The organism is Hymenobacter lucidus (assembly GCF_020447265.1).
In the GTDB taxonomy this organism is placed as follows: domain Bacteria; phylum Bacteroidota; class Bacteroidia; order Cytophagales; family Hymenobacteraceae; genus Hymenobacter; species Hymenobacter lucidus.
Map to the genome: position 1 here is coordinate 437,626 of NZ_JAJADR010000003.1, position 25,852 is coordinate 463,477.

Annotated in this window: 20 protein-coding genes, 1 tRNA gene and 2 pseudogenes; 12 read left to right on the top strand and 11 right to left on the bottom strand. The window is 60.4% G+C overall.

The features are described from left to right. The first annotated feature begins 35 nt into the window (after nt 1-35). The gene (locus LGH74_RS13135) at nt 36-3,119 is read left to right on the top strand and encodes a glycoside hydrolase family 2 protein (protein WP_226176405.1); all 3,084 of its coding nucleotides are present in this window, start codon (nt 36-38) and stop codon (nt 3,117-3,119) included. A 5-nt stretch (nt 3,120-3,124) separates the two neighbouring features. Here the strand turns inward: LGH74_RS13135 and LGH74_RS13140 are convergent, their stop codons facing one another. Beyond that, complete coding sequence (locus tag LGH74_RS13140; protein ID WP_226176407.1) at nt 3,125-4,201, bottom strand: LacI family DNA-binding transcriptional regulator; 1,077 nt, start codon at nt 4,199-4,201, stop codon at nt 3,125-3,127. 534 nt (nt 4,202-4,735) lie between these two features. Between LGH74_RS13140 and LGH74_RS25215 the strand changes: the two genes are divergently transcribed. Then, nucleotides 4,736-4,984, top strand: coding sequence for a circadian clock KaiB family protein (locus tag LGH74_RS25215; RefSeq protein WP_226176669.1), 249 nt, complete (start codon nt 4,736-4,738; stop codon nt 4,982-4,984). 89 nt (nt 4,985-5,073) lie between these two features. Here LGH74_RS25215 and LGH74_RS13150 read toward each other — a convergent pair whose 3' ends face one another. Both LGH74_RS13150 and LGH74_RS13155 read right to left on the bottom strand, forming a co-directional pair. After that, nucleotides 5,074-5,898 (bottom strand): alpha/beta fold hydrolase, encoded by an 825-nt coding sequence (locus LGH74_RS13150; RefSeq protein ID WP_226176409.1) that lies wholly within the window; start codon nt 5,896-5,898, stop codon nt 5,074-5,076. A 481-nt stretch (nt 5,899-6,379) separates the two neighbouring features. Then, nucleotides 6,380-6,577 (bottom strand): hypothetical protein, encoded by a 198-nt coding sequence (locus LGH74_RS13155; RefSeq protein WP_226176411.1) that lies wholly within the window; start codon nt 6,575-6,577, stop codon nt 6,380-6,382. 341 nt (nt 6,578-6,918) lie between these two features. Between LGH74_RS13155 and LGH74_RS13160 the strand changes: the two genes are divergently transcribed. Then, the gene (locus tag LGH74_RS13160; RefSeq protein ID WP_226176413.1) at nt 6,919-7,158 is read left to right on the top strand and encodes a cyclic nucleotide-binding domain-containing protein; all 240 of its coding nucleotides are present in this window, start codon (nt 6,919-6,921) and stop codon (nt 7,156-7,158) included. On the opposite strand, the gene LGH74_RS13165 is transcribed toward LGH74_RS13160, so the two are convergent. The 4 genes and pseudogenes from LGH74_RS13165 to LGH74_RS25270 form a co-directional block, all read right to left on the bottom strand. Next, nucleotides 7,159-8,172: an SDR family NAD(P)-dependent oxidoreductase gene (locus tag LGH74_RS13165; protein ID WP_226176414.1), complete on the bottom strand. Its 1,014-nt coding sequence runs from the start codon at nt 8,170-8,172 to the stop codon at nt 7,159-7,161. It lies immediately after the preceding gene. A 28-nt stretch (nt 8,173-8,200) separates the two neighbouring features. Next, nucleotides 8,201-8,956 (bottom strand): SDR family NAD(P)-dependent oxidoreductase, encoded by a 756-nt coding sequence (locus LGH74_RS13170; protein WP_226176415.1) that lies wholly within the window; start codon nt 8,954-8,956, stop codon nt 8,201-8,203. A gap of 1,037 nt (nt 8,957-9,993) precedes the next feature. Beyond that, nucleotides 9,994-10,191 (bottom strand): annotated as a pseudogene (locus LGH74_RS25220) (IS1182 family transposase); the annotation flags it as partial. After that, nucleotides 10,101-10,421, bottom strand: a complete 321-nt coding sequence (locus LGH74_RS25270) for a transposase (protein ID WP_489146036.1) — start codon at nt 10,419-10,421, stop codon at nt 10,101-10,103. The gene LGH74_RS25270 and the pseudogene LGH74_RS25220, both read right to left, overlap by 91 nt. Nucleotides 10,422-11,023: 602 nt before the next feature. Here LGH74_RS25270 and LGH74_RS13175 point away from each other — a divergent pair. The 9 genes and pseudogenes from LGH74_RS13175 (at nt 11,024) to LGH74_RS13215 (ending at nt 21,859) form a co-directional block, all read left to right on the top strand. After that, a complete protein-coding gene (locus LGH74_RS13175) occupies nt 11,024-11,311 on the top strand; it encodes an ArsR/SmtB family transcription factor (RefSeq protein ID WP_226176416.1) in 288 nt (95 codons plus the stop codon). A gap of 261 nt (nt 11,312-11,572) precedes the next feature. Then, nucleotides 11,573-12,733, top strand: a complete 1,161-nt coding sequence (locus tag LGH74_RS13180) for an efflux RND transporter periplasmic adaptor subunit (protein WP_226176417.1) — start codon at nt 11,573-11,575, stop codon at nt 12,731-12,733. Nucleotides 12,734-12,748: 15 nt separating this feature from the next. Further along, nucleotides 12,749-15,934, top strand: coding sequence for an efflux RND transporter permease subunit (locus tag LGH74_RS13185; protein ID WP_226176418.1), 3,186 nt, complete (start codon nt 12,749-12,751; stop codon nt 15,932-15,934). Between the two features lie 5 nt (nt 15,935-15,939). Beyond that, nucleotides 15,940-17,367, top strand: coding sequence for a TolC family protein (locus LGH74_RS13190; protein WP_226176419.1), 1,428 nt, complete (start codon nt 15,940-15,942; stop codon nt 17,365-17,367). 83 nt (nt 17,368-17,450) lie between these two features. Next, nucleotides 17,451-17,726 (top strand): ArsR/SmtB family transcription factor, encoded by a 276-nt coding sequence (locus tag LGH74_RS13195; RefSeq protein ID WP_226176421.1) that lies wholly within the window; start codon nt 17,451-17,453, stop codon nt 17,724-17,726. Between the two features lie 92 nt (nt 17,727-17,818). Continuing rightward, nucleotides 17,819-18,568: pseudogene (locus LGH74_RS13200) on the top strand (NADPH-dependent F420 reductase); the annotation flags it as partial. Nucleotides 18,569-18,614: 46 nt separating this feature from the next. Continuing rightward, a complete protein-coding gene (locus tag LGH74_RS13205; protein ID WP_226176424.1) occupies nt 18,615-19,520 on the top strand; it encodes an NmrA family NAD(P)-binding protein in 906 nt (301 codons plus the stop codon). A 91-nt stretch (nt 19,521-19,611) separates the two neighbouring features. Beyond that, nucleotides 19,612-20,736, top strand: a complete 1,125-nt coding sequence (locus LGH74_RS13210; RefSeq protein WP_226176425.1) for an LLM class flavin-dependent oxidoreductase — start codon at nt 19,612-19,614, stop codon at nt 20,734-20,736. Nucleotides 20,737-20,812: 76 nt separating this feature from the next. Next, nucleotides 20,813-21,859 (top strand): LLM class flavin-dependent oxidoreductase, encoded by a 1,047-nt coding sequence (locus LGH74_RS13215; protein WP_226176426.1) that lies wholly within the window; start codon nt 20,813-20,815, stop codon nt 21,857-21,859. Between the two features lie 379 nt (nt 21,860-22,238). On the opposite strand, the gene LGH74_RS13220 is transcribed toward LGH74_RS13215, so the two are convergent. The 4 genes from LGH74_RS13220 to LGH74_RS13235 form a co-directional block, all read right to left on the bottom strand. Next, nucleotides 22,239-23,516 (bottom strand): dihydroorotase, encoded by a 1,278-nt coding sequence (locus tag LGH74_RS13220; RefSeq protein WP_226176427.1) that lies wholly within the window; start codon nt 23,514-23,516, stop codon nt 22,239-22,241. Between the two features lie 95 nt (nt 23,517-23,611). Further along, nucleotides 23,612-24,592, bottom strand: a complete 981-nt coding sequence (locus tag LGH74_RS13225) for an aspartate carbamoyltransferase catalytic subunit (RefSeq protein ID WP_226176428.1) — start codon at nt 24,590-24,592, stop codon at nt 23,612-23,614. Between the two features lie 634 nt (nt 24,593-25,226). Beyond that, nucleotides 25,227-25,646: a hypothetical protein gene (locus LGH74_RS13230; RefSeq protein ID WP_348532995.1), complete on the bottom strand. Its 420-nt coding sequence runs from the start codon at nt 25,644-25,646 to the stop codon at nt 25,227-25,229. 70 nt (nt 25,647-25,716) lie between these two features. Then, nucleotides 25,717-25,792 (bottom strand) — tRNA-Lys (locus LGH74_RS13235). Nucleotides 25,793-25,852: the final 60 nt, after the last annotated feature.

The window sequence follows — 25,852 nt, forward strand, 5'->3', positions numbered from 1 at the left end:
CACTCCACCTGGCGGCCGTTCTTTCCCCTGTTCTTATGACCCTTCTTCCCTCCTTTCTGCGCCGCGTGCTGCTGGCTGGTCTGTGCAGCCTTACCCTGAGTGCCCAGGCCCAAACCGAACCCGGCCGCTTCGTACAGAACTTATCCGGCCAGGACTGGCGCCTATGGCTGGACCCGGCCGCGCCCTGGGTGCAGGACCGACTGTATGCCTCGCCCGTAGACGTGGCGCGGCTGCCAGTACACCCGCCCACCGGCGGCTGGGTGGCCCTGGCCAAAAACGAGGGCAAAACCGTGCATCTGCCTGCTACCGTGGAGCAGTTCCACTGGGGGCAGAACGGCAATTTGTTTGGGCTGAGCGGCAATTACCTGGGCGTGTCGTGGTTTACGACCCGGCTGGCGGTGCCCGCCGCGCTGCAGGGGCAGCGGGTGGTGCTGCGTTTCGAGAGCGTGCGGTTTCGGGCCGAGGTGTTCGTGAATCAACAGCTGGCCGGCTACGACTTGATCAGCGGCACACCCTTTGAAATCGACGTCACCAAGCTGGTGCGCTACGGGCAGGACAACGAGTTGGCCGTGCGCATCACCGACCCCAACGGCAACTTCGACTGGCGCGATTCCCAGAACTTTATGTGGGGCAGCTACCGCACCCAGCCCACCCACGGCTTCGGCGGTATCACGGGCAAGGTGGAGCTGGTGGCCACGCCGCCGGTATTCGTGCAGGATGTGTACGTGCAGAATAAGCCCGCCCTGCGCGAGGTAGACGTGCAGGTAACTACCAATAACCAAACTGGCCAGCCCAGCAGCGGTACCCTGCGCCTGGAAGTAAAAGAACACGGCGGCACCCAAAAAACGGTGTTCACCCAGGACGTAGCCCTGGCGCAACTGCCCACGGGCCCGAGTACCAAAACCGTGACCGTGAAGGTGCCCGAGGCCAAGCTCTGGAGCGTGGAAAGCCCGAATCTGTACGAGGTAACGGCCACCTGGACCAGTGCTGACCGCAAGAGCGACACTTACCGGCAGCGCTTCGGGTTTCGCTGGTTTGAGGTCCGCGACGTGGCCGGCGGCGACCGGCAGTTTTTCCTCAACGGCAAGCGCATTGTGCTGCGCACGGCCATATCCTGGGGCTTTTGGCCGGTGAACGGCATTGCCCCGAGCAACGCGCTGGCCCGCAAGCAGGTGGAAACGGCCAAGGCGCTGGGGCTGAACATGCTCAACTTTCACCGCACCATCGGCCAAACCAACGTGCTTGACTACGCCGACGAGCTGGGTTTGCTCTACTTTGAGGAGCCGGGCGGCAACCAGTACCCGGCCAACCTGATGAACGCCACCGACTCGTTGGGTAAAAAGCAGGCGGACTTCTACCTGACGGCCCGCACCGAGAAAGTGCTACGCATGGTGCGCCGCGACCGGAGCCACCCTTCGCTTATCATCTACAACTTCCACAACGAGCGGGGCGCCCCACCCGAGCCCCAGGACCGTACCGAGATGAGCGCCGCCCATCAGCTCGACCCCACCCGCCTGCTCACCTACAACTCCTCCAACGGCGACCCCACGCTCAAGCCCAACCCGCGCTTTAAGCTGCACCTGCGCCCCTACGACCAGCAGTTTTACGACTACGGCTGGTTTGACCAGCACCACGCCGGCGGCCCCGGCGTGTACAACAACGCCTTATACTCAGGGCCCAACAAGTACCTGCGTTATACTGACCACAAGGACGAAATCATCTACTGGGGCGAGGACGGGGCCATCGGCACGCCGCCGCGCCTGCAGCTGATCCGGGACGAAATCCTGAAAGCCGGTAAGGACATCGGCTGGGAAAGCACCAGCTACCTGCAGTGGTACGACGCCTACGACCAATTCCTGACCAACACGCCCGGCTTCCGAGCCGCCTTCCCTACCGTGGATGCCCTTACCACGGCCATGGGCAACACGGCCTACTACTACCAGGGCCGCACCATCGAGAATATCCGCCTCAACAACACCACCGACGGCTACGCCGTAAACGGTTGGGAGAGCATGATGCTGGAAAATCACTCCGGCATCGTGGACAATTACCGCAACCCCAAGGGCGATGTGCAGCTTATTGCCCGCTACAACCGCCCCGTGTACGTGGCCGTGAAGCTGCCCCGCAAAGTGCTGGGCGTGGGCGACACCTGCCGCGCCGACTTTCACCTCATCAACGAAGTTGACCTCAAAGGCAAGTACAAGCTGCGCGTGCAGGCCACCGACGAGCAGGGCAGGGTAGTATTCACTAAAACCGTAGCGGTAAAAGCCACTGGCGGTACCAGATACGGCGAGCTGCTCGTGACCGGGCTGCCCATCGTGCCGGCCAGTGCGGGCTACACCACCGTGCGCGCCGAGCTGCTGCGCGGCACCACCGCCGTAGCCTCGGGCGACGACCAGCTCTACGCCGTGCGCCTGAACACGGCCGGTATTTCCGCCCAGGGCATGGTGGCCGATACCAGCGGCGTGCTCAGCGGCTACCTCAAATCGGTTGGTGTCAACTCATTTAAAGAATTCAAATCGGGGCGGCCGGTGGGCGACTACCTCCTCGTGGGGGCCTTCAACCCGCAGCAAACCGGCAACCCGCTGGTCACCGACATTCTGGAGTGGGTAAACGAGGGCCACACGCTCATTGTGGTGGGTAACATCGACAAGTGGGCTACGCATTTGGGCCGCAAGGAAGTGGTGGATTACCGTGGCTTCAAGGAGCTGGGTACCAGCTGGTACGGCGGCAATTACTTCGTCAAAAGCCACCCGCTGTTTGCCGGCCTGCCCCAGAACTGCGTCTTCAACTGGGAATACCAGTGCTTTGCCACCTACGACCGGAGCCGTCTGGGCCTGCGCCTGTTCAACGGCGAAACCATCGTGGGCTGCGTGTCCGACCACAAAAAGGAAGTCTACTCGGCCCTGAGCGTGGTGCCCCACGGCCGGGGACGCATCATCCTCTGCGCCCTGGATATGTTCTCGACCCTGCGCGGGGTGAAAGCCAGCAACAAGGCCGAGGGCGACGGAGAAAACGCCGCCCTGACTTCTCTGGATACCTCGCGCGGCAACCGGGCTAACCTGGTGGGCCAGCAACTGCTGCTGAACATGTTGCGCTGGTCGGCGGCCCAGCCTTAGTCGGCTCAGAGCCCGGGCGGTGGGCCGTTGATAGCCTGGGCAGCGAAAGCCGGCTGCCCGTAAAGCGAGGAGCCGCGCACCACGAGCTTGGGCTTGAGCACGATGCGCTGCCCGGTAAACGTGTCAGAACGTTTTTGCAGCTGCAGAAACAGATGCACCGCCGCCTCTCCCATTCTTTCCCCCTGCTGGTCGACCGACGTGAGCTGGGGCTTGACCATGGTCGTGAACGGCTCGTTGCTAAAGCCGGCCAGAGCCATGTCCTGGGGCACCCGGATACCACGCTCCTCCAGTACCTGTAACGCGCCGGCAGCGGCAAAGTCGTAGGCGGCAAAGACGGCATCGGGGCGGATGCGGCCGTCGAGCAGCTGGCGCATGGCGGCAGCCCCGGCTTTTTCCCGGGAATTGGCTAGGGGCACCACTAGCTGCTCGTCGTAGGGCAGACCGTGGGCCAGCAGGGCATCGTGGTAGGCCTTGTGCCGATTATAGGTGATGTTCAAATGCTGGGGACCGGCCAAGTGGGCAATGCGGCGGCAGCCCTGCCCGATGAGGTGCTCCATGAGCTGGTAGGCACCCCGGTAGTCGTCGGCTACCACCCCGCACACGTTCGGCATCTCGGGCATCCGGTCGAAAAACACCAGCGGAATTCCTTTGCGGCGCACCTGCTCGAAATGGTCGTAGTCGCGGGTGGTGTTGGACATCGACACGAGTACGCCGTCCACCTGGGCCTTGAGCAGGGCTTTGATGTGGGCCACCTCCCGGCCCACCTCCTCGCTCGACTGGCAGATCATCACGTTGAAGCCTGCTTGGCTGGCTAGGCGCTCAATGCCGTGCACCACGGCCGGAAAAAAAGCGCCGTTGATGTGGGGCACAATCACGCCCAGGATGTTACTGCGGCCACTGCGTAGGGAGGCGGCCATGCTGTTGGGCTGGTAGTTCAGCTTCTCGGCCAGAGCCCACACCTGCGCCTTGGTCGCGTCGCTGACGTCGGAGGCATTGTTCAGGGCCCGGGAAATGGTGGAAACCGATAACCCCAACTCCGCCGCCAGGTCGTGAATGGAAATTCGTTTATTGCCTTTGGCCATGATTGTCGCTCCAGATTTCGACGCGCGTCCTGACCCTGGGGGCAGAGTGACCCGTGGTAGCAGGTCTCTGTAGCGTTGGGTAAGCGCGTCGATCAACTGAGCACAGTGGCCCTTGCCAGAACTACGCGTAGCCGCTCGTCGTCAGCGAAGCTACACCGTTTACGCGGATGCCTAAAATTTTAGCTCCGTAAATACGACTCCAGAGGTATATCCTGAAGCAGGAAGCCGGTCAGGCAGAACGTTAGCCCGGGAAGCTCCTGTTCTTCGGTAAAGCGAATTGGTCAGGACGCGTAGTAATCGGCTCATGATAGAAAAACAGAGGCGGACCTAGATGTCGCTCCGTAGGCCAGCGGCATCAGGCAGACTGTGGTGCCGCGCACCCGCAAGGAACAGGTGCCGGAAGTCAGTGGTTTAACACCCTGTCTAATTCCCAACCGGGGCATTGCGTAGGCTCCCATACCACTTGCTTCCTGCTCATGGCACCACTCCCTGCCTCGGTCGGCTCTGGCCTCTGGGTACAAGCTAGAATACGCCCTGCCTCTCTTTCTCGTCGGCACCTCTCCTCGTTCAAGCGCTGCTCTAAGTAATCTGCAGCGCCTCTGCAACACTCATTTGCTTGGCCGTTCCTCGCTTACCATCGTGGAGCTTCAACAGCATCCGCGGGCAAGGGAAGTTAGCATTCTCAGTATTCCCGGTCTAGTCAAAAAGCGCCCTGGTCTCACTGGCCACCTTGACGGTGACCTGTCCGATGCGGGCCGCGCGCCGCTGGCTGCTGGGGGCTGAATAGGCAGCCCGAATGCACAGGCCCGGGGAGACCTTGCCCCGCCGGCGCCTGTGCTTTTTACAAAATCGCTGGTCGCGCGGGGGCTACGTTATGAGGCCTCAATAAAGGCCAGCATGTCGGCGTTGATCGTCGCGGCTTCGGTAGCGGGCATGCCGTGGGGAAAGCCGGGGTAGGAAATCAGTTGGCCGTGTTGCAGCAGTTTAATGGACTTGGCACCGCTGATGGCAAAGGGCACGATTTGGTCATCCTCGCCGTGGAGTACTAGCACCGGCAGGTCCACGCTTTTGAGGTCGTCAGTGAAATCGGTTTCCGAGAAGGCCGCAATGCCAAAGTAGTGCGCATTGGCTCCACCGCTCATGCCCTGCCGCCACCAGTTGTCACGAATGCCCTGCTTCACTTGTGCCCCCTCGCGGTTGTAGCCGTAGAACGGGAGCGTGAACTCCTGAAAGTACTGCGCGCGGTTGGTGGCCGTGCCTTCACGAATTTCATCAAATACGGACATGGGCACGCCGTCGGGATTGGCGGGCGTTTGTAGCATCAATGGCGTAACGGCACTGATGAGCACCACTTTGGCCACGCGGCCTTTGGCAGCGCGGGCAGCATAGCGGATGGCGACGCCCCCTCCCGTCGAGTGACCAATGTGGACGGCATTGTGCAGATCGAGGTGGTCAGCTAGCTCCAGGATATCGGCCACATAGGTATCCATGTCGTGGCCGGTTGCGGTTTGTGACGAGCGGCCATGTCCCCGGCGGTCAGCTGCAATAACCCGGTAGCCCTTGTTCAAGAAAAACATCAGTTGGGCGTCCCAGTCATCGCTCGATAGCGGCCACCCGTGGTGGAATACGAGCGGCTGGCCCGTGCCCCAGTCCTTGTAGTAGATTTCAGTTCCGTCCTTTACTGTGACTTTTGGCATACCTCGTTGCTTTAAAGTGAGTTGAACAATAAAAAAATCAAAAAGGAATCGATTCTTCGCAGAGCCCAGTAGTAGAAGGCGTACGTCCTGCTGTGGCTGCTCTCGGGCGAAGGCCGCGCCCAGGCCGGGGCAAGCATCCAGGGGCCCTCATCATCAGCCGCCAGAGGCCAGGCGCTGCGCAATATACTGGCTTAGCTCGACGCTACCTAGTAGGGTACCGGCCGGTAGGCTACCCTGCCTTTGCCGCTAGTATCTGCTCCTGGTGAGGTTGAGTACCTCGTCTTTGCCAATGGCGGGTAGTTCGTTGCCCAATCACACCTTGGGTGAGTACCAGTACAGCACACGGCAAACTGCTGCCCAAAGGCCCAGTCATCATTGAGAACTGCTCAATGAGTACCCCTGCCTGACCAGATGAACAGGTCTGCTATTGGCTTCAAATGTAGAAGGCCCCGGGCAGGATAAAAGGGAACGCAGGCAGAGATTACAGAAACTTCATACTGGCGTAATACATCGACAAACTAGTTGAACCGGATATAGGGGGCTCCTGCCTTCTGGCTTCAGGAGAATCAGCGGCTGCTTTGGCCACCTGCTGTAGCGCCTCGGTGGTGGCTTGGCTATCACTCTTACATCCTGTAAGTACTACGCCTGTACCGATCAGGCTGAAAAGAAGCTGTCTCATGGTAATAAGTGGTTAGCGCCGCCGGCGCGTGAGCGTGCTCGAATCGCCGGGGGACATGGTGGGCAAGACTGACGAAGCGGAAGGAGCCGAAGCGCCGCCGGCTGACCCGCTGGGGCCACTACTTCTTTTATCTGGGCCAAAACCCATTTTGCGACCCAGCGCGCCACTGGCCCCACCGCCGTAGGCACCGGGGAACACGCCGCCGCCTACGGCGCCGGCCGCACCGGCCACCGCCCCACTGAACACCCGAAAGCTTTCGGACCGGGCAACCTTCGGTCGGGTCCATCGACGCGCTGGAAGAAACGCAGGTGCTGCTGTGGTCGAAAGAGAACTGGGACCGGGTGAAACGGGAAGTACCGGCTTTCAACGCCCTGGAGAATCAGTTGGCGGGCTGTAACCTCGACGCCCAGGTGAACCGGCTTTACGCGGCTATCAGCCATACCGCCGAAGAGCGTTACCACGCCTTTGTGGCGGCCTTTCCGGATTTCTACCGGCGCATGCCCCTACACATGATTGCCTCGTACTTGGGCGTATCACGCGAAACGCTCAGCCGCATCCGCAAGCACACCGGGTTATACTAACTACTGCACAGGGGCGAAGCGAATGCCGGTTAGCTCTTCGGATAAGGCCCACAGCCGTTGCGCCGCGCCGGCATCGACGGCATAGGGCATGACGCCGGCGGACTGCACGCCTTGGGAGAATCCCTCCCCAGGCGCTAAGCGGGCTACATCCACGTCCTCGCAGTACACCCCGCCGAGGTCGTTCAGCAAGGGGCTCGTCGCGCACCACACCGTGGTAGCGGCCCCCTGCGGAATGGTTTTCAGCGCGGCAATAACTTCCGGCACCTCCTGGCCCTGGGCATCGTAGAAGCCGAACTGCTGTAGTATTTCCAGGGGAGTTTCGCGCAGCAGCTCGATGCCCCAGATATTGCCTGGGTGCAGCGCGTACGCCCGCACGCCCGCGGCTTTGGCCCGATTGTCCAGTTCCAGGGCAAACAGGTTGAGCGCAGTTTTGGACTGCCCGTAGGCCCCCATAGTTTCGTATTCCCGGTGCTCGAAGTTGGGGGCATCAAAGTGCACGGGGCCAAAGTGGTGCCCCAGCGAAGAGACGTTGACCACCCGGGCCCCGTGGGCCTGCTGGAGCGCCGGCCACAGCCGCGCCGTTAGCTGGAAGGGCGCCAGGTAGTTGGTAGCCAGCTGCGACTCCATCCCGCGGCTATTCCGGCGCAGCGGCACGAACATGATGCCCGCGTTGTGGATGAGCAGGTGCAGCGGCCGGCCCGAGGCCAGGAAGCTTGCGGCAAAGGCGTCGATGGAATCCGGCTCCAGCAGATCCAGTTCGGCCAATTCTACATTAGCCACGCCCTTCAGGTTTTCCCGGGCCTTGCCCAGGCTGCGGGCCGGCACGATGACGGTGGCGCCGGCCGCGGCCAGCGTTTTGGTGGTTTCCAGGCCAATGCCCGTGTACCCGCCCGTGACGATGGCCACTTTGCCGGCCAGGCTCACGCCCTGAAGGACCTCGCTGGCCGTGGAGGTGGCCGTGAATCCCGAGCCGATGGGCGCTTGCAGCGCGCCGTTGTTATTGTTCTGTTCCATGATGTTCAATGATGTGTGTTGTTGGATATTAAAGCCCGTAAATGCCGCCGGAAACGGCTATTTTCTCCCCCGTAATCCAGGCCGCATCTTCCGACGCCAGAAACACGGCCACTTTCGCTATGTCCTCCGGCTGCCCCGTGCGGCCCAGGGGCGTCGTGGCCACCAGGCGGGTTTCCGCCTCGCTGCCGATAAAGCCGCCGCTGCGCGAGCCTTCCGTGTCCACCACGCCCGGCAAAATTGAGTTGATGCGGATGTTGCGGCCGCTGAATTCCTTCGACAAGGCCGTGGTCAGGGCATCCAGCGCAGCCTTGGACGCCGAATACACCGCCCCGGTGGGCAGCGGTGTTCTACCGGCCTCGGAGCTGATGTTGATGATGGTGCCGCCGGCCGCGCCAAATAGCTTCAACGACTCCTGAATGGTGAGAATGGCCCCCAGCACGTTGAGGTTGAAGTGCTGCTGGAACGTTTCCCGGGACACGTCTTCAATCGGTTCGTACAGGCACACTCCCGCGTTGTTGACCAGGATATCCAGGCGGCCGAGGGCCTGCTCGGTTTCCTGAAACAGCCGGCGTACTTCGGCTTCCTGCGACACGTCGGCTTGCACGGCCAAAGCGGTGCCACCCTGGGCGGTAATGGCCTGCACCACGCGGTCGGCTCCGTCCTTGCTGGCGGCGTAGTTCACCACCACCTTGGCGCCTTCGGCGGCATACAAGGTGGCAATAGCCGCGCCGATGCCCTTGGAGGCCCCGGTAACGACGGCGACTTTGTTCTGTAACTTGTTCATGGTTGGTTGAGAAATTGACCTCTCTGCCCGGTTCGCTGGGTCGGGAGATGATTAAGAAGCCTTCAGGCTTAGCGAAAGGTGGGCGGGTGAAGCGAGTCAATTGGGCCGCAGCAGGTAGAATGAACCTGCGCAGTTGCCCAGCCAAGTTTTCGCCGGATGACTTCCCCCTTGGCGCGGCCATTTGATAAGGCAAAATTGGCATGGTACCAGGGGCAAAACGAGGACATTTGTCACCGAATTCGCCGCTCTCGCGGCGGGCGCTTGGGTACCAGATTCCGCCGTTCCTTCGGCTGGCTCGGATAGGCGCGAAATGAAAAGTCCTTCCGAGGGGAAGGCCCGTGTAGATGGTCTGTTTACCAGCATAAAAGACCAATCAGCAGAAGCGGCCGACTGCGCTGCGTGGCACCTGCGGCTGGGCAGCTGCTCACGAGACTATGCTAAAGGTGTCTGGGGCCTACAACTTGAAAATGCTACTCAAACACGGGTCACAACTCGCAACTAGCCAAACCCCGCTGCCGGAGCAGTTGCTGCGCCCAGCTGTCTGGTCACATAAGTAGCTGACGTGGGGCTGGACAACGGGCTGCACTATCCCAAGCCGGTGGTAGCTGTTGCAGAACTCGGCGTAACAAACTGAAAAGTCAATTGAGCGGGCACCAAGTGAATGAAATGGTGCGTGAAGCGCTATTTCCGGGCTGCTATAAATTCCCACAACCTATTGGCGCGGCCTAACCCGAGTTCTGCAACAGCTACAGTCCTTTCGCTTTTCGGATAAGAACCGTTCTTCCTGAATGATAGGGTCGCCTAACGGACGCGGTTGCTCAGCCGCAATGCCATCCGACAAGGTGAAGTCGTGGTGCCCCTAGCATGTTGATGTGTTCGTGTAGCAGGTGCGAAAGCTAGATGGCTTGGCCCAACTCCGGCGGTTCGGCTAATATCTGGCATTGTTTTCAGCGCTTGCTGCTGGCAGCGCGTGAGCACATTGGACACTAGGCCACGGGCACCCTGTCTATCTTCCATGCCCCGCAACAGCACTGGCTTAGTATGATGCTCGGCAGGTGGACACTATCGCGACGGTCGGCAAAATCGGCTTGCGTATGGCTGATGACACTCTGGGCGGTATCCACGGCCAGACTGCAGAGGTAATTCAGGGCCCGAGCCTTGCTCGGTTTGACCGACACGCGTGCATCGGGGTCTGTCGTACTGTAGTGGGTCTTATTACTAAATAAGCGCGCTTTGCTGTGGGTCGAGCCGAATGCCCCGGCGACGGTCTGGAGCTTGGCTTGACGAAGACCACCGGGTCGAGCGAGGGCTGGCCCGTGTGGCTGTGGAGCGCTGTTGTCTCTTCGTAAAGAAAACCCCAGTCGACCAACTCAGCCAGCTGGCGGTACAAGTTATGAGGCGGGACTCGCTCGGAGAGCCGAAAGTGGGTCACGGCTTTGTCAGTGACATCTTTCTTGCCTTGCATCCTACTGCTACGAAGTCAGCAACTTGCAGGCCAATACTTCTGCAACAGCCACAAGCGTCATTCTCTCCCTTGAAAATCACCTTCTGCCCAGTTTTGCGCAGTGGCAATCTGCCATTATCAACTACTTACCACTGACCGACCAACAGACTTCCTACGAGTGGTTGGCGCCCCCAGAATCAAAGTGGGTAATCTAGCACGTCTCAAGTTCCGGGACCAGAGTTGATTTTCACAGGCCGCACGTGCCGCTGCTGTTTTTGGCCGGCTGCGCCAACCGAATTATGCTGGCTAGACTCAACCGCGCCAACTCCCGACGCTATATCACACAGGATACGTTACCGACCATTACGAGCTGTCGGGCCGCAGCCATGCCCTGCTGGGCCAACCCACAGAGCGCGAAGATACAGCCTATGTACCGCCATGGTAACGAAGCTGAGGTAGTGCTCTTTCGCTGAACACTATGCAGAAAGGGCAAATACAGCCTTAATTAGCTGCCCTAGCTCAACTGCGCCCAATAAGCCAGCCAGAACCATTTTAACACGCTACCGGTTACAAAACATTAACCCATGCGCATGGGTTTAGAACATTGCGTACCTTTGTCTCCTATGGATACCAAGTCCCTCGTCAAATTAGCCAAGTCGCTGAGCGACCCCACCCGTCTTCGCTTGTTGCAGGAAATTGCAAAGGGGGAAATTACGGTGTGTGCTGACTTGTTTCAATACGTGCCCATCAGCCAACCTTCGATGTCCCAGCACCTCAAAGCCCTGGCAGATGCGGGCTTGATTGAGTCGCACAAAGAAGGCCGCAATATGTGCATGTCCATCAATGCGGAAAAGCTGAAGGAGTTGGAAGACTTCCTGCAACTGCTTAAGCCGGCTGCTGTTAAAGCTTAATGAATCCCGTGGCCCGCTGGCGTTATCGTCAGCGGTTTTTACGTATTTAAAACATTATTGATTGCTTATGCATTTATGGGTGGTACCTTTGCTGCAACTTCGCACGAAGGGTGCCCGCTGCCAACACGCGCCTTTGCCCGGGCTTTTTTTTGCTTTGTTACATAATCCCATGCTTATCAGACAATGTATTAGAGCCAATTAGTATCCTTCCAACGCACCTAACACTTCCACTCACTTCCCTTCTCTGGGCCGCTTCTTTTCATGAAACTATCTTCTCTTTTAGCCGGCAGCGTGCTGCTGGCGAGCTGCGCGGAGCATCAAGCCCCGCAACAGGCCCTGGCCCCGCCGGCCCTACCGGTACAAGCCCTGCATACCGGCACCGAAACCACCTACCAGGATTACCCGGCCTCCATTGAGGGCGTCGTCAACGTGGAGATTCGGCCGCAGGTAGCGGGAATGCTGGAGCGCATCTTGGTGGATGAGGGCGCGGCGGTACGGAAAGGCCAGCCCCTGTTCAAAATCAACGACGCGCCCTTCCGCGAGCAGTTGAACAACGCGCTGGCCGCCCAGCAGGCGGCAGCCGGGGCCGTGGTCAGTGCCCAAGTAGAAGTCGACCGCTTTGCCCCGCTGGTGCAGAACAAGGTTGTGTCGGAGGTACAGTTGCAAACGGCGCAGGCGGCCCTCACCGTGGCCCAGGCCAACCTGCAGCGGGCCAAGGCCGCCGTCAACAGCGCCCGCATCAACCTGGGCTACACCACAATTACTGCACCAGTGAGCGGCTACCTGGGGCGGCTGCAAACCAAGCAAGGCAGCTTGGTGGGTCCCATCGATGCCCAGGCCCTGACGCAGCTCTCCGACGTGCACGAGGTGCACACCTACTTCGCGCTGGGCGAGGACGACTTCATCACCTTCCGCAACCAGTACGCGGGCCGCACCTTGCAGGAAAAGCTCCAACACCTGCCCCCAGTGGCCCTGGTGCTTTCCGACCAAAGCACCTACCCGACGCGGGGCAAGGTGGATGTGGTGGCCGGGCAATTTGACCGCACCACGGGCTCGGTCACGCTGCGCGCCACTTTCCCCAACGCCGACGGCCTGCTGCGCTCGGGCAACACAGGCACCATCCGCCTGGCCCTGCCGCACCCCAACGTGCTGCTGGTGCCGGCTGCGGCCACCGTCGAGATGCAAGATAAGGTGTTTGTGTACGCCGTCGGCGACAGCAACCGCGTCCGTCGCCGGGCCATTACCATTCAGGGCAAGAATGGCGCGAATTACCTGGTGAGCGAGGGCGTGAAAAACGGCGACCGGATTGTGCTGCAGGGCGTGGACCACTTGCAGGAAGGCCAAATCATTCAGCCCACCGCGCCGGCTCCGGCCAGCGTCAGCCTCACCACGGGCAAGGCCGCGGCTTCCTCTACTTTGTAATAAGCTACTCGTCTCATGTTTAAGGTATTTATTGAGCGGCCCGTCCTCTCCACCGTCATCTCCATTTTGCTGGTGATTGTGGGGGCGCTGGCTTTGTGGAAGCTGCCCATTCAGCAGTTTCCCGACATTGCGCCCCCCGCCGTGCAGGTCACGGCGCTCTACCCCGGCGCCAACGCCGAAACCCTGCTGCGCTCGGTGGCGCCCTCGCTGGAAGAAGCCATCAACGGCGTGGAGCACATGGTATACATGAACTCGACGGCCAGCAACGACGGCTCGCTGGTGATTAGCGTCAACTTCCAGCTGGGCACCGACCCCGACCAGGCGGCCGTGAACGTGCAAAACCGCGTGGCCCAGGCCACCAGCCAGCTGCCCGCCGAGGTGGTGCAGCAGGGCGTGACCGTGGCCAAGCAGCAGAACAGCTTCGTGATGCTGCTCAACCTCTATTCGGACGACGCGAAGCAATACGACCAGACGTTTCTGGACAATTACGCCCAAATCAACCTGGTGCCCGAGCTCAAGCGCATTCCGGGCGTGGGCTCGACGGTGCTGTTCGGGGGCAACCGCGCCTACTCCATGCGCATCTGGCTGAAGCCGGCCCAGCTGGCCAGCTACAACCTCACCCCGGGCGAGGTGATGGCCGCCATTCAGGACAAGAACCTGGAGGCCGCCCCCGGCCGCCTGGGCGAAAGCAGCCAGGAAGCGTTTGAGTACGTCATCAAGTACAAGGGCAAGCGCAGCCAGCCCCTGGACTACGAAAACATGATTATCCGGGCCAACGCCGACGGCTCGATGCTGCGCCTCAAGGACGTGGCGCGGGTCGAGTTGGGCTCGGCCTCCTACAACAGCAACGTCCGCATTTCGGGCAAGCCGGGCATCAACATCGGCGTGTTTCAGGCCGCCGGCTCCAACGCCAACGAGCTGCAGATTGCCGTGGGCAAGGTGATGAAAAAGCTAGAAAAGAACCTGCCCGCCGGCGTGAAGCAGCAAACGATGTACAGCACCAAAGTGGCGCTGGACTTGTCCATCGAGCAGGTCGAACACACCCTGGTCGAGGCCTTCATCCTGGTGTTCCTAGTCGTGTTCATCTTCCTGCAGGACTTCCGCTCCACGCTGATTCCGGCCATTGCCGTGCCGGTGGCCATCGTGGGCACGTTCTTCTTCATGCAGCTGATGGGCTTTACTATCAACCTGCTCACCCTCTTTGCCCTGGTGCTGGCCATTGGCATCGTGGTCGACGACGCCATTGTGGTCGTCGAGGCCGTGCACAGCAAGCTGGAAGAAGGTACCCACTCGGTGAAAGAAGCCACCACCAGCGCCATGAGCGAGATTACGGGGGCCATTATTTCTATTACCCTGGTCATGGCCGCCGTTTTTTTGCCGGTGGGCTTTCTGGAAGGCTCGACGGGCGTGTTCTACCGGCAGTTTGCCTTCACCATGGCCATTGCCATCGTCATCTCGGCCGTGAACGCGCTGACCCTGAGCCCGGCGCTGGCGGCGCTCTTTCTCAAGCACACCCCGCACGACCACGACGACGAGCACCCCGCGCCCAGCACATTTAAGACGCGCTTTTTTGCGGGCTTCAACCGCAGCTTTGAGCGGCTGACCGCCCGCTACGTGGGCAGCATCCGGTTTCTGGTGCGCCACAAGTGGGTGGGGCTGAGCGGCCTGGTGCTGGTGGTGGTGCTCACCGGCTGGCTGGCCAAGCGCACGCCCACGGGCTTCATCCCATCCGAAGACCAGGGCTTTATCGCCATTTCGATGGCGCTGCCGGCCGGCTCGTCGCTGGACCGCTCCAACCACATTGCCCAGGAGATTGAGCAGCAGCTGCAAGCCATGCCGGCCGTGGATAAAATCAACCTGCTCAGCGGCTTCAACATTCTGACTTCCTCCAGCAGCTCCTCGGCTCTTACGCTGTTCGTCATCCTGAAGCCCACGAAGGAGCGGGGGGCGGTGCAGGACATCAACGCCATCATGGCGACGATGCGCGAGAAGGCGGCCACCATCAAAGGAGCCGATACCTTCGTGTTTACCACGCCCACCGTGCCGGGCTTCGGCAACGTGGAGGGGCTGGAAGTGGTGCTGCAGGACCGCACCGGCGGCTCGCTGCCCAAGCTCGGGCAGGTGGGCCGGGAATTCATCGGCGAGCTGATGAAGCAGCCGGCCATCGGGGTGGCCTTCACCTCGTTCCGGGCCGACTACCCGCAACTGGAAGCCGAGGTAGACGAAGTGAAAGCCGCCCAGCTGGGCGTGAGCGTAAAAGCGGTGCTGCAAACCATGCAGGCGTACTTCGGCAGCGCCCAGGCCTCGGACTTCAACCGCTTTGGCAAGTACTACCGCGTCATTGTGCAGGCTGACCAGGCCAACCGCGCCGACCCCACGGCCCTGAACGGGGCCTTCGTGAAAAACGACCGGGGCGAGATGGTGCCCCTGCGCACGCTGGTGCGCCTCAAGCGGGTGTTCGGCCCCGAGACGGCCTCGCGCTTCAACCTTTTCAACTCGCTCACCATCAACGCGACGCCCAAGCCGGGCTACAGCTCCGGCGACGCCATCAAGGCCGTGGAGGCGGTGGCGGAGAAGCACCTGCCCTCGGGCTTCACCTACGAGTATTCGGGCCTGACGCGCGAGGAAATTTCCTCGGGCAGCCAGTCCACGGTCGTGTTCCTGATGTGTATCGTGTTTGTGTACTTCCTGCTGGCGGCCCAGTACGAGAGCTACATTCTGCCGTTTGCCGTGCTGCTCTCGCTGCCGGCGGGCATCTTCGGGGTGTTCGCGGCCATTGGCCTGGCGGGCATCACCAACAACATCTACGTGCAGGTGGCCCTGATTATGCTCATCGGCCTGCTGGCTAAAAACGCCATCCTCATCGTGGAGTTTGCCTTGCAGCGCCGCCACGCGGGCGAGCCGCTGGTGCGGGCCGCCCTCAACGCCTCGGCCTCGCGCCTGCGCCCCATCCTCATGACCTCGCTGGCCTTCGTGGCCGGCATGCTGCCCATGATGGGGGCGCAGGGCCCCTCGGCCCTGGGCAACCATTCCATCAGCATCGCGGCCGCGGGCGGCATGCTCACGGGCGTGGTGCTGGGCTTGTTCCTCATCCCGCTGCTGTTTGTGATTTTTCAACGCTTGAACGAGCGCCTCAGTGGCACGTCTCAGCCCGCCCCGGCCAAGCCGGCCCGGGTGCCGGCCCACGCCACGGTTAGCTAACATCCATGACTACTCTTAAGAATACCCCCCGGCGCCGCCTGGCGCTGGGGCTGGCTACCCTGCTGGTCGTTGCCTCCTGCAACGTGGCCAAGAACATTCCGCTGCCCACGCTGCCGCTGCCCGCCACCTACCGCACGGCCCCCACCGCCGATACGGCCTCCATCGCGGGCCTGCCGTGGCGGAGCTTCTTTACCGAGCCCGCCTTGCAGCAACTGCTCGACAGCGCCACCGTGCGCAACAACGACCTGCAGCTGGCCCTGCGCAACATCGCCTCGGCCGAGGCCACCCTCAAGCAGGCGCGCTGGGGCAATATCCCTGCCGTGAGCTTGCAGGCGGGCGTGACCACCAACCGTCCGTCGGGCAACAGCCTGAACGGCATTTCCCTCAGTCAATTCCTGGGCACCAAGCACATTGAGGACTACAACCTGGCGGCGGCCGTGAGCTGGGAAGCCGACATCTGGGGCAAAATTCGCAACCGCACGGCCGAGGCCGGGGCCGCCTACCTGCAGAGCCAGGAAGCACGCAAAGCCGTGCAAACCCAGGTGGTGGCCCAGGTAGCCCAGGGCTACTACAACCTCTTGCTGCTAGATACCCAGCTGGCCGTGGCCCGGCGCAACTTCGCCCTCACGGACAGCACCTTGCGCTTTACCCGGCTGCAGTTCACGGCCGGCCTGGTCACGGCGCTGGCTGTGCAGCAGGTGGAGGCCCAGCGCCTGCTGGCGGCCGGCCTTATCCCGCAGTTTGAGCAAGGCATCACGGTACAGGAAAACGCGCTGAGCATCCTAGCCGGGCGCCTGCCGGGCGGCATTAGCCGCAGCGGCAACCTGCTGGCGTTGCAAGTGCCGGTGGTGGCGGCGGCCGGTGTGCCGGCAGCCCTGCTGGCCCGGCGGCCCGATGTGCGCACCGCCGAGCTGGCCCTCGACCGGGCCAACGCCGCCGTGGGCTACACCAAAGCCGCGCTCTACCCCACGCTCTCCATCACGGCCCAGGGCGGCCTCAACGCCTTTCAGGCCAGCAACTGGTTTACCGTGCCGGCCTCCCTGTTCGGGACGGCGTTTGCGGGGCTGGCGCAGCCGCTGTTGCAGCGGCGCGCCCTGCGCACGCAGTACGAACTGGCCCAGCTAGACCGCGAGCGCACCGTCATTCAGTTCCGGCAGCAGGTGCTGGTAGCAGTGGGCGAAGTCTCCGACGCCCTGGGGCAGGTAGCGCGCACCCAAACCCAGCAAACCATTGCCACCGACCGCGTGCGGGCGTTGCGCCTGGCCACCACCAGCGCCGGCCAGCTCTTCCGCAGCGGCCTGGCCAGCTACCTCGAAGTCATTACGGCCCAGAGCAACGCCCTGCAAAGCGAGCTGGAGCTAGCCTCCTTGAAGCGCAGCCAGCTGGAAGCCAACGTGGAGCTGTACCGGGCCGTGGGCGGCGGCTGGCAGTAATAAGCCTTTATCCGGTCTACTCGCCCTCCCTCCTTCGACCAGCGAATGCTAGGCAACATCCTTCTATTCCCACCCCAATTCCCATGGATACCAAGTCCCTCGTCAAGCTAGCCAAGTCGCTGAGCGACCCGAACCGCCTGCGCATGTTGCAGGAGATTGCGCGGGCGCAGCGGCTGGGATGCGCCAATCTGTATGAGTTTGTGCCCATCAGTCAGCCCTCCATGTCGCAGCACGTGAAGGCCTTGGTTGATGCAGGGCTGGTGAATTCGTGCAAGGAGGGCCGCAACATGTACCTAACTATCAACACGGAAAAGCTGCAGGAGCTAGAAAGCTTTCTGCAGTTGCTGAAGATGAGCTAGCTCTTTTGCTGCAAGTCACTGCTTAACCATGCGTTTCCAAGCCGGACCGAAGCAAGGCCTCGACGGGAAACGATAAACCACTCTATCCCCATCCCATGAAAATCGGAATCATTGGTACCGGCCCTGTCGGCGGCTCCCTCGCCAAAAACCTGTCCGCCCTCGGCCACCAAGTGAAAGTGACCAACACCCGCCAGCCGGCCGAACTGGTCCGCAAAGCCCAGGAATTGGGGGCTAGCCCCGCCACCCTGCAAGAGGTGGTGCAGGACGTCGACCTCGTTTTTATCGCCGTGCCTTTCAAGGTACTTAATGAGTTTCCCAAAGACCTGTTCCGGTCGTTGCCTCCCGAGGTAATTGTGGTGGATACCGGCAACTACTACCCCTTCCGGGACGATAAAATCGAGGCGCTGGAGCAGGGCCAGCCGGAGAGCGTGCTGGCGGCCGAGCAACTGGGTCGTCCCACTCTGAAAGCCTTCAATAACCTGCTGGCCGAAACGATTGCCAGCGGCGGTACCGCGCCCGGCACGCCCGGCCGCATTGCCCTTTCCATTGCGGGCGACGATGCGCGCGCCAAGCAAGTCCTATCCGACCTCTGCAACGCCCTCGGCTTCGACGTGGTGGACGGGGGTAGCCTGGCCGACTCGTGGCGGCAGCAGCCCGGCACCCCGGCCTACTGCACCGAACTCACGGCCTCGGAGCTGACCCAGGCCCTGGCCAACGCCGTGCCCGGCAAAGCCCCGCAGATACGCGACCAGATTATCTCGGAGCTGCTGCAACGCGCAGCGTGGCCTACGCGCGAAGAAGTAGTGGCCGGCAACCGCGCCCAGCAGCTAGGTAAGGCTTAGCCAGTCGAGGCCCTACCAACTGAATACAACTTCAATACAAACTCACATGGAAAACCAGCAACACCCGACCGTCCTTGTTTTGGGCGCCAGTGGCACTATCGGCCGTCAAGTGGTAAAAGACCTGGAAGGTCAAGCCGTCAACGTACGCATCACGTCGCGCAACCAAGAGACAGTGGAACAGCTTCGCCGCGAAGGCAAAGACTGCCACTACCTGGACCTGGATGACCCCAGAACCTTCGCACTGGCGCTTGCCGGGGTGGACCGGGTGTTTCTGCTAACCGGCTACACGGTGGCCATGCTCACGCAAAGCAAAACCCTGGTGGATGCGGCCAAAAAAGCCGGCGTCCGCCATATCGTGCACGTGGGCGTGTTCGCGGAGTGGGACACGACCGATGCGCACTTTGCCTGGCACCAGCTGATTGAAAAGTACATCGAGGCCAGCGGCATCGCCTGGACCCACCTTCATCCAAACATGTTCATGGAGGTATTCACCGGGGTGTACATCCCGAAGAATCTAACCTACACCAGCTACTGGGACGATAGACGAGTCGGCTATATAGCCTCCAGTGACATTGCGGCGGTGGCCGCCAAAGCTCTCGTCGATGGGCCAAAGCGGCACGGCGGTCAGCACTACTGGCTAAGTGTGGAAACCTTCAACGGCCAAGAAATTGCGGCGCTGTTGAGCGAGGTGACCGGCCTAAAAATAAAGCACGAAGACAAAGGGCTGGAAGGCTTTAAAGAGCTGATTCAAACGTTGCTGGCCAATGGGGCGGAGAGCTGGTACGCCAAGGCCAACATTGACTTTGTGACGCAGATGCTCGACGGCAGAATGTCTTACATGTCCATGGTGCAAAACGATATTCCCTACGTGCTCGGCAGACCGGCCAAGACCCTTCGGGAATTTCTGGAGGAGCATAAAGCGGCGATTGTGGCGTCAGCAAAGGCCCTGTAAAGGACATGCAGGTGCTGCATAGCATCGGCCGGGCCCTAGGCTTGCGCAGAAGATTCTGCCGGGGCGAAAGCACGCATTCATACTTCAAGTGATGAACAATAGAAAAACGTTAAAGCTGGCCGCCGTCATCGATGGGCCGGGATGGAATTTTTCCTCCTGGCGCCACCCCGCCATGCCCGCCGACGCCGGCGAAAACATCGATTTCTTCATTCAACAGGCGCAGCTGGCGGAGCAGGCCAAGTTCGAAACCCTGTTTTTGTACGACGTGAGCCACGTCGGCCCCGGCAACATCCCGTACTACCTGAGCATGTTCGAGGGCGGGACGCTCATGTCGGCCCTGGCCATGAAAACGGAGCGCATCGGCCTCTCGCTGACGGCTTCTACCTCCTACACCGACCCCTACAACCTGGCCCGGCAGGTCTTATCCTTGGACAAACTCAGCAAGGGTCGAGCCTCGTTGAATGCCATCACTTCCAACCCGGGCGGGATGGTAAACTTCAGCCGGGGCCACCTGGGCAAAGCCGACCAGTACCCCATGCACGAGGAGTTTCTGGAAATTCTGCTGAGCCTGTGGGACACGTACGAGGACGACGCCTTTCCCCGCGATAAGGAAAGCGGCGTCTTCCTGAACCCGCGCAAGATGCACCCCATCAACTACCGCGGAAAGTACTTCTCCGTGGATGGCCCGCTGAATCTGAGCCGCTCGGTGCAGGGCCGGCCGGTGTTGTACATGGCCGGCAGTTCACCCACCTTCGTGGACCTGGCCACATCCTACACCGACGGCGTCTTCATGGCGGGCAGTTCCTTCGAAGAAACAGTATTGCTCGCCAATGCGCTGACCGCGAAGCTGGTTGAAAAAGGCCGGCAGCCGGCAGACTTCGTGCGCTCAGTGGCGCAAAACCCCATCGTGGGCCGCACCGATGCTGAGGCCTACGCGAAGTACCAGGCAATCCGCGCCCTAGGTCCTTATTCGCACCGACCGGTTCCCTTATTCATGGGCTCCGCCGAACGCATTGCCAACGAGATACAGAAGTGGTATGAGGCCGGAGCAATCGATATGCTGATGGTTCAGCAAGACCATCCGTATGGGATACAGGACTTTATCGAGCTGGTGGTGCCCATTTTGCAGGAACGTGGCCTCTTTCATACGGAGTACGAGGCCGAAACCCTGCGGGGAAATCTCGGCCTGTCGAAACCCGCGTTCCGAACCATTTAACCCACGCTTCCCTTCTCTTTCCTGCTATTCAAGCCGCTGGACGGCCAACCCCAGCGGCCACTAATCTAAAGAAGCCATGCCTACGCCTGTTCACGAGTCCAGCCGCCCAGAAAAGCCGCCGGTCGCCTATTCCATCCTAGACCTAGCCATCGTGTCGCAAGGCCGCACGATACAACAAACCCTCCACGACTCCCTGGCCTTAGCCCAGGAAGCCGAAGCACATGGCTACCAACGGTACTGGCTGGCCGAGCACCACAATTCCGATAATATCGGCAGCAGTGCCACCTCTTTGCTCATTGGTTACGTCGCCGAAAACACGGCCACCATTCGCGTGGGCTCAGGTGGCATCATGCTGCCCAATCACTCACCCTTGATTGTGGCCGAGCAGTTCGGCACGCTGGCGCATTTGTACCCCAACCGCATCGATTTGGGCCTGGGCAGAGCCGCCGGTACCGACTCGCAAACCGCGCAGGCCATCCGCTCGGATTTCATGCAGGCGGCCCACTCTTTCCCCCGCGAAGTCGGAAAAATCCAGGAGTACTTTTCGCCGACAAACAAGCACGCCGCCGTTCGGGCCCCGGTGGCCGAGGGCACCGACGTGCCCCTGTACATTCTGGGTTCCAGCACCGACAGCGCGCATTTGGCGGCCAAGCTGGGCTTGCCGTACGCGTTTGCCAGCCACTTTGCCTCCACCCACCTGCTCGACGCTTTGCGGATTTACCGCGCAGAGTTTAAGCCGTCGGCGGCGCTGAGCCAACCGTATACCATCGTAGCCATCAACGCCTACGTGGCCGATACCGACGAAGAAGCCCAACGACAGTTCACGAGCGTTATCCGGATGTTTGTCGGAATGTTGACGGGGAGAACGAAAGAGCCCATGCAGCCGCCGACTGACATGACCGAAGAACTGCAAGAAATGTGGCAGCACCCTGCCGTCTACCAAATGCTCAAGTACTCCTTCGTCGGCAGCAAGCAAACCGTCAAGCAACAGCTGCAAGCATTTCTGGTCGAAACGCAGGCCGATGAACTCATCACCGCTTCCAGTATGTACGCGCTAGAGGACCGTCTCAAATCCATCCGGTTGTTTGGAGAAATTATGAGGGAGTTAAATGAGCACAGCTGACAGGCAACAGGGGATTCAACGCCGCCTTATGAGAGTCTGCCTAGCCCCTTCTTGCACCCGACAAGGAGCGAATGAGAGGATGTTCACGAAGCAGTAACTTGCTTTAACCGAACAACGATGCAAGAGCTAATCCAAGGCCTATGAGCATCAGTACGGCATGCGACATGGTGTCCCAATTGCTGCCGGAGTCCATGACAACACCAAACAGTGGCTTGACCGGGGCGGCGCTGAAGCTGGGAGTATCGGATGAGAATAGGTACTCAGGGCAAGCTCTATAAATAGAGTTGCGCAGCCCCGGGTGAGCGAAAAAACGTGGTTTCAGGCTTAGTCCCGGGCCAGAACCCGCATTCGGACAGCCGGCAGCTGAGCATTCTGGCTATCAGCGCTCAAGCAGAATGTCTACCCCCAGAATCACCAGGTCTACCCGGCCTTTCAACGTCTGGTCGATGAAGGGCGTGTTCTGGGATTTCGATTTCATGAATTCCCGCGTGAAGGTTGTTTCCGCTTCAGTATCGAACAAGACGCACTCGGCTTGTTGGCCGACTTCGATGGCGGCTACTGGCAGGCCCATCAGGCGGCGGGGCTCCGCCGAATAGCGCTTCACCACCAGGTCCCACCCGAACTTTCCGGGCTCCACGAAGTGGTGGTAGAGCGAAACCAGGGCTGTATCCAGGCCGGTGATGCCGTTGGGCGCGCTGATAAAATCCTGGGCTTTTTCGAACGGCGTGTGCGGCGCGTGGTCGGTGGCAATGAGGTCGAATACGCCTTCTTTGAGCCCTTCGAGCAGGGCATCGCAATCCGCCTGGGTCCGCAGCGGCGGATTCATCTTATAGTTCGTGTCGTAGTCGCCGATGTGCTCGTCGGTGAACATCAGGTGGTGCGGAGCCACTTCGGCTGTGACTTTCACATCGCCGCGGGATTTCCACCAGCGGATGGTTTCCATGCCGAGCTTGCTGGACACGTGCTGAATGTGCACGTGCGCACCCGCCGCCCGGGCCAGGCGGATGTCGCGGTCGATGATGATTTCCTCCGCGCAGGCCGGCGAGCCCTTGATGCCGAGCCGGTAGCTCATTACCCCTTCGTTGAGGGCGCGTGGGCCAGCCAGTTCTGGTACCTCGCAGTGGCTGGCGAAAAACATCCCAAACTCAGTGGCATACTGCATTGCCCGCAGCAGCACGGCCGGGTCGGCGGTGGTGTCCCCGTCGTCGGTGAGCATCTTGACCCCGAGTCCGCGCATGCCTTCGATTTCCGCCAGTTCCTTGCCCTCGCGGTTCTTGGTGACGCAGCCGGAAGTGTACACCGGAATGCGGGACCGGTGCTTGGCATTTTCCAGCACGGTAGCTATTGCGGTGGCTGAGTCGAGGGCCGGGCGGGTGTTCGGCATCATCACCACGCCGGTAATGCCGCCGTTGATGGCCGCTTCGCTCCCCGTAGTGATAGTCTCCTTATTCTCAAATCCAGGGGCGCGGAAATGAACGTGGGCATCAAACATGCCAGGCATCAGAATCCGGCCTCGCGCGTCGATGACGCGGGCCCCCTCTGGAGGGGCGAGGCTTTTGCCGATGTTCTGAATTATTCCTTCGACAATCAGGACATCACTCTCGATAAGCACGGGTGAATTTTCAGAGGCGATGCGGGCGTTTTGAAGGAGAAGCATGGGTGGAGGAGTGCTGTAAACCGGCAAGGAGTGTGGGGCTATTCGGACTGTTGAACAAGAAAATACACGGGCGAACCAACCGCCGCGTTCGGCATTTAGGGTGTAACCACCGGCGAGCTGGCTCGCTGCGGAGCAGCATACGCTTCCTGCCGTGGGAATTCCCCGCCCGGCGTGAGCCAGTCGAGCACGGCCATGCGAACGGAGATGCCGTTTTCGACCTGGTTGGTGATGAGGCTGCGCTCGTAGTCCATCACGGCGTCGCACAGCTCGACTCCCCGGTTCACGGGGCCGGGGTGCATGATGTAAAGGCCCTTGTCGCTGATTTCCGCCAGCCGGTCGTTGGTAATGCCGTAGACCCGGTGGTATTCGCGGACGCTGGGGAAAAACTGCACGTCCTGGCGCTCCATCTGTACGCGGAGCAGGTACACCACATCGGGTGCCCAGGCCATAGCCGCCTCGTAGTCGGTGAAGCGGTGGATACTTTCCGGCACGTACTTGGGCACCAGTGAGCCCGGACCGAGGTAGGCCACCTCGACACCCAGCTTTTGCAGCAGCGTGCTGGTCGAGCGCGCGACGCGGGAATGGAGAATATCGCCGATGATGAGGACTTTTTTGCCCCGGGGGTCGGGAAATTTTTCCTTGATAGTGAATGCGTCCAGCAGGGCCTGGGTGGGGTGTTCGTGCGCCCCGTCGCCGGCATTGATGACCGACGCCGTGGTTTGGCGGGCAATCATGCCGGGTAGGCCGGGGTGACTATGACGGACGACGATGTAGTCGGTGCGCATGGCCTGGAGCGTCTCGATGGTTTCGCGCACCGACTCCCCCTTGGTGATGGAGGAATGGGCGACGTCAAAGTTCGTGACCTCCGCCGAGAGGCGTTTGGCCGCGACCTCGAAGGAGGAGTGCGTGCGGGTGCTGGCCTCGTAGAAGAGCATGAGCACGGACTTGCCCTCGAGGGCGGGGATTTTTTTCACCGAGCGGGTGAACAGTTTTTTAAAGGACGTGGATTGGTCGAGCAAGAACTCGATTTCCTCACGGTGAAGGGATGCAATGTCGAGCAGGTCTTTGCGTGCCATACCGAAGCCAATAAATTGATTACTTGTTGATTAGGGAGATACGTGTAAGACTACCTGGTTTAGATGGGCTTACAGCGCGCCTGAATTAAGAGGTATGAATAGTCAGTCCCCGGGGCGGAAGCCAACGAACTCCACGGACATAAAAAAACCGTTTCGGAATCCGAAACGGTGGCGGGGCAACACCCAGAAAGAACAACGGAAATGCCAGCGGCAAAATGGGGAAAACCGATGGTAGCGAAGACCTTCCGGTCCCCTCGCGGTTCCCTGTCGAGCAGGGTCCCGCGCTTCATCAACAGGTGTTTTGGTTGAAGCATAACGCAAAACTACGGAATTGTTAAGCCAAGCAATTCATTGGTAATGTTAAGTTTTTTTTGAGCCGTTTTTCTCAAATTTTATTTCCGACCTAACGCCCTAAACCACGCTCTTTTTGCCTTCCATTTCACCATCAAAAAAAATTATGGCTTGTGTAACCCATTGCTTCGCAAGCACAATTCACCTTAACTTTAGCTCTTTATTCCGCAGGCTCAGCTGGCGGTCTACTGCTTTTCGGTGGCAAACAGCCCATGAAGTACTCGGTATTTCATGGGCTGCTTCGTTTTCGGTCGGCACCATTGGTTTCAATTACGCTACCGCTTCAACCGCATATAAGAAAGGCCTTCGCGAGAAAATCAACCATTTCTAGCACACTGCTCCCTGCGTGCCAATGCCTTATCCGGCTCACGAGCGCCGAGCCTTTGTAAGTAAAGTCCGTGTAGAGCTGCACCAGCAACGCACCCGCTGCTAGTTTTGCCTGCGCATCGGCCGCCGAGCGAATGCCACCAGCGCCGATAGGAGGTAGCGAATTGCCTCGGGGGTCTGCGCCCGTAGCGGCCACCCGGAAATAAAGGTAGTGGATGCCTACTTTATGGCAGATGGACAAATCGCCGTATCGCCGCCGTTGTGCGGGCACTGCCGTGGAGTACTTGTTCCATAGATGCGGGCGAAATTCCAGCCCGGAAAACACACCATCACTCCTTGGGGCTATACACCTAGACTCTCGGACTGTACATTTCACTGTACAAAAAGAAGGCTATAAAGCAGAAAAGCCCCTAACTTGATAGCTAGAGGCTTTTCTAAGAGGAAAGTGGTGATCCCGCTGGGATTCGAACCCAGGACCCGTACATTAAAAGTGTACTGCTCTACCAGCTGAGCTACAGAATCGCTTATTTGCAGTCGAGAACTATCTTCCCTGATTGCGGATGCAAAAGTAGAAGCGCCCGT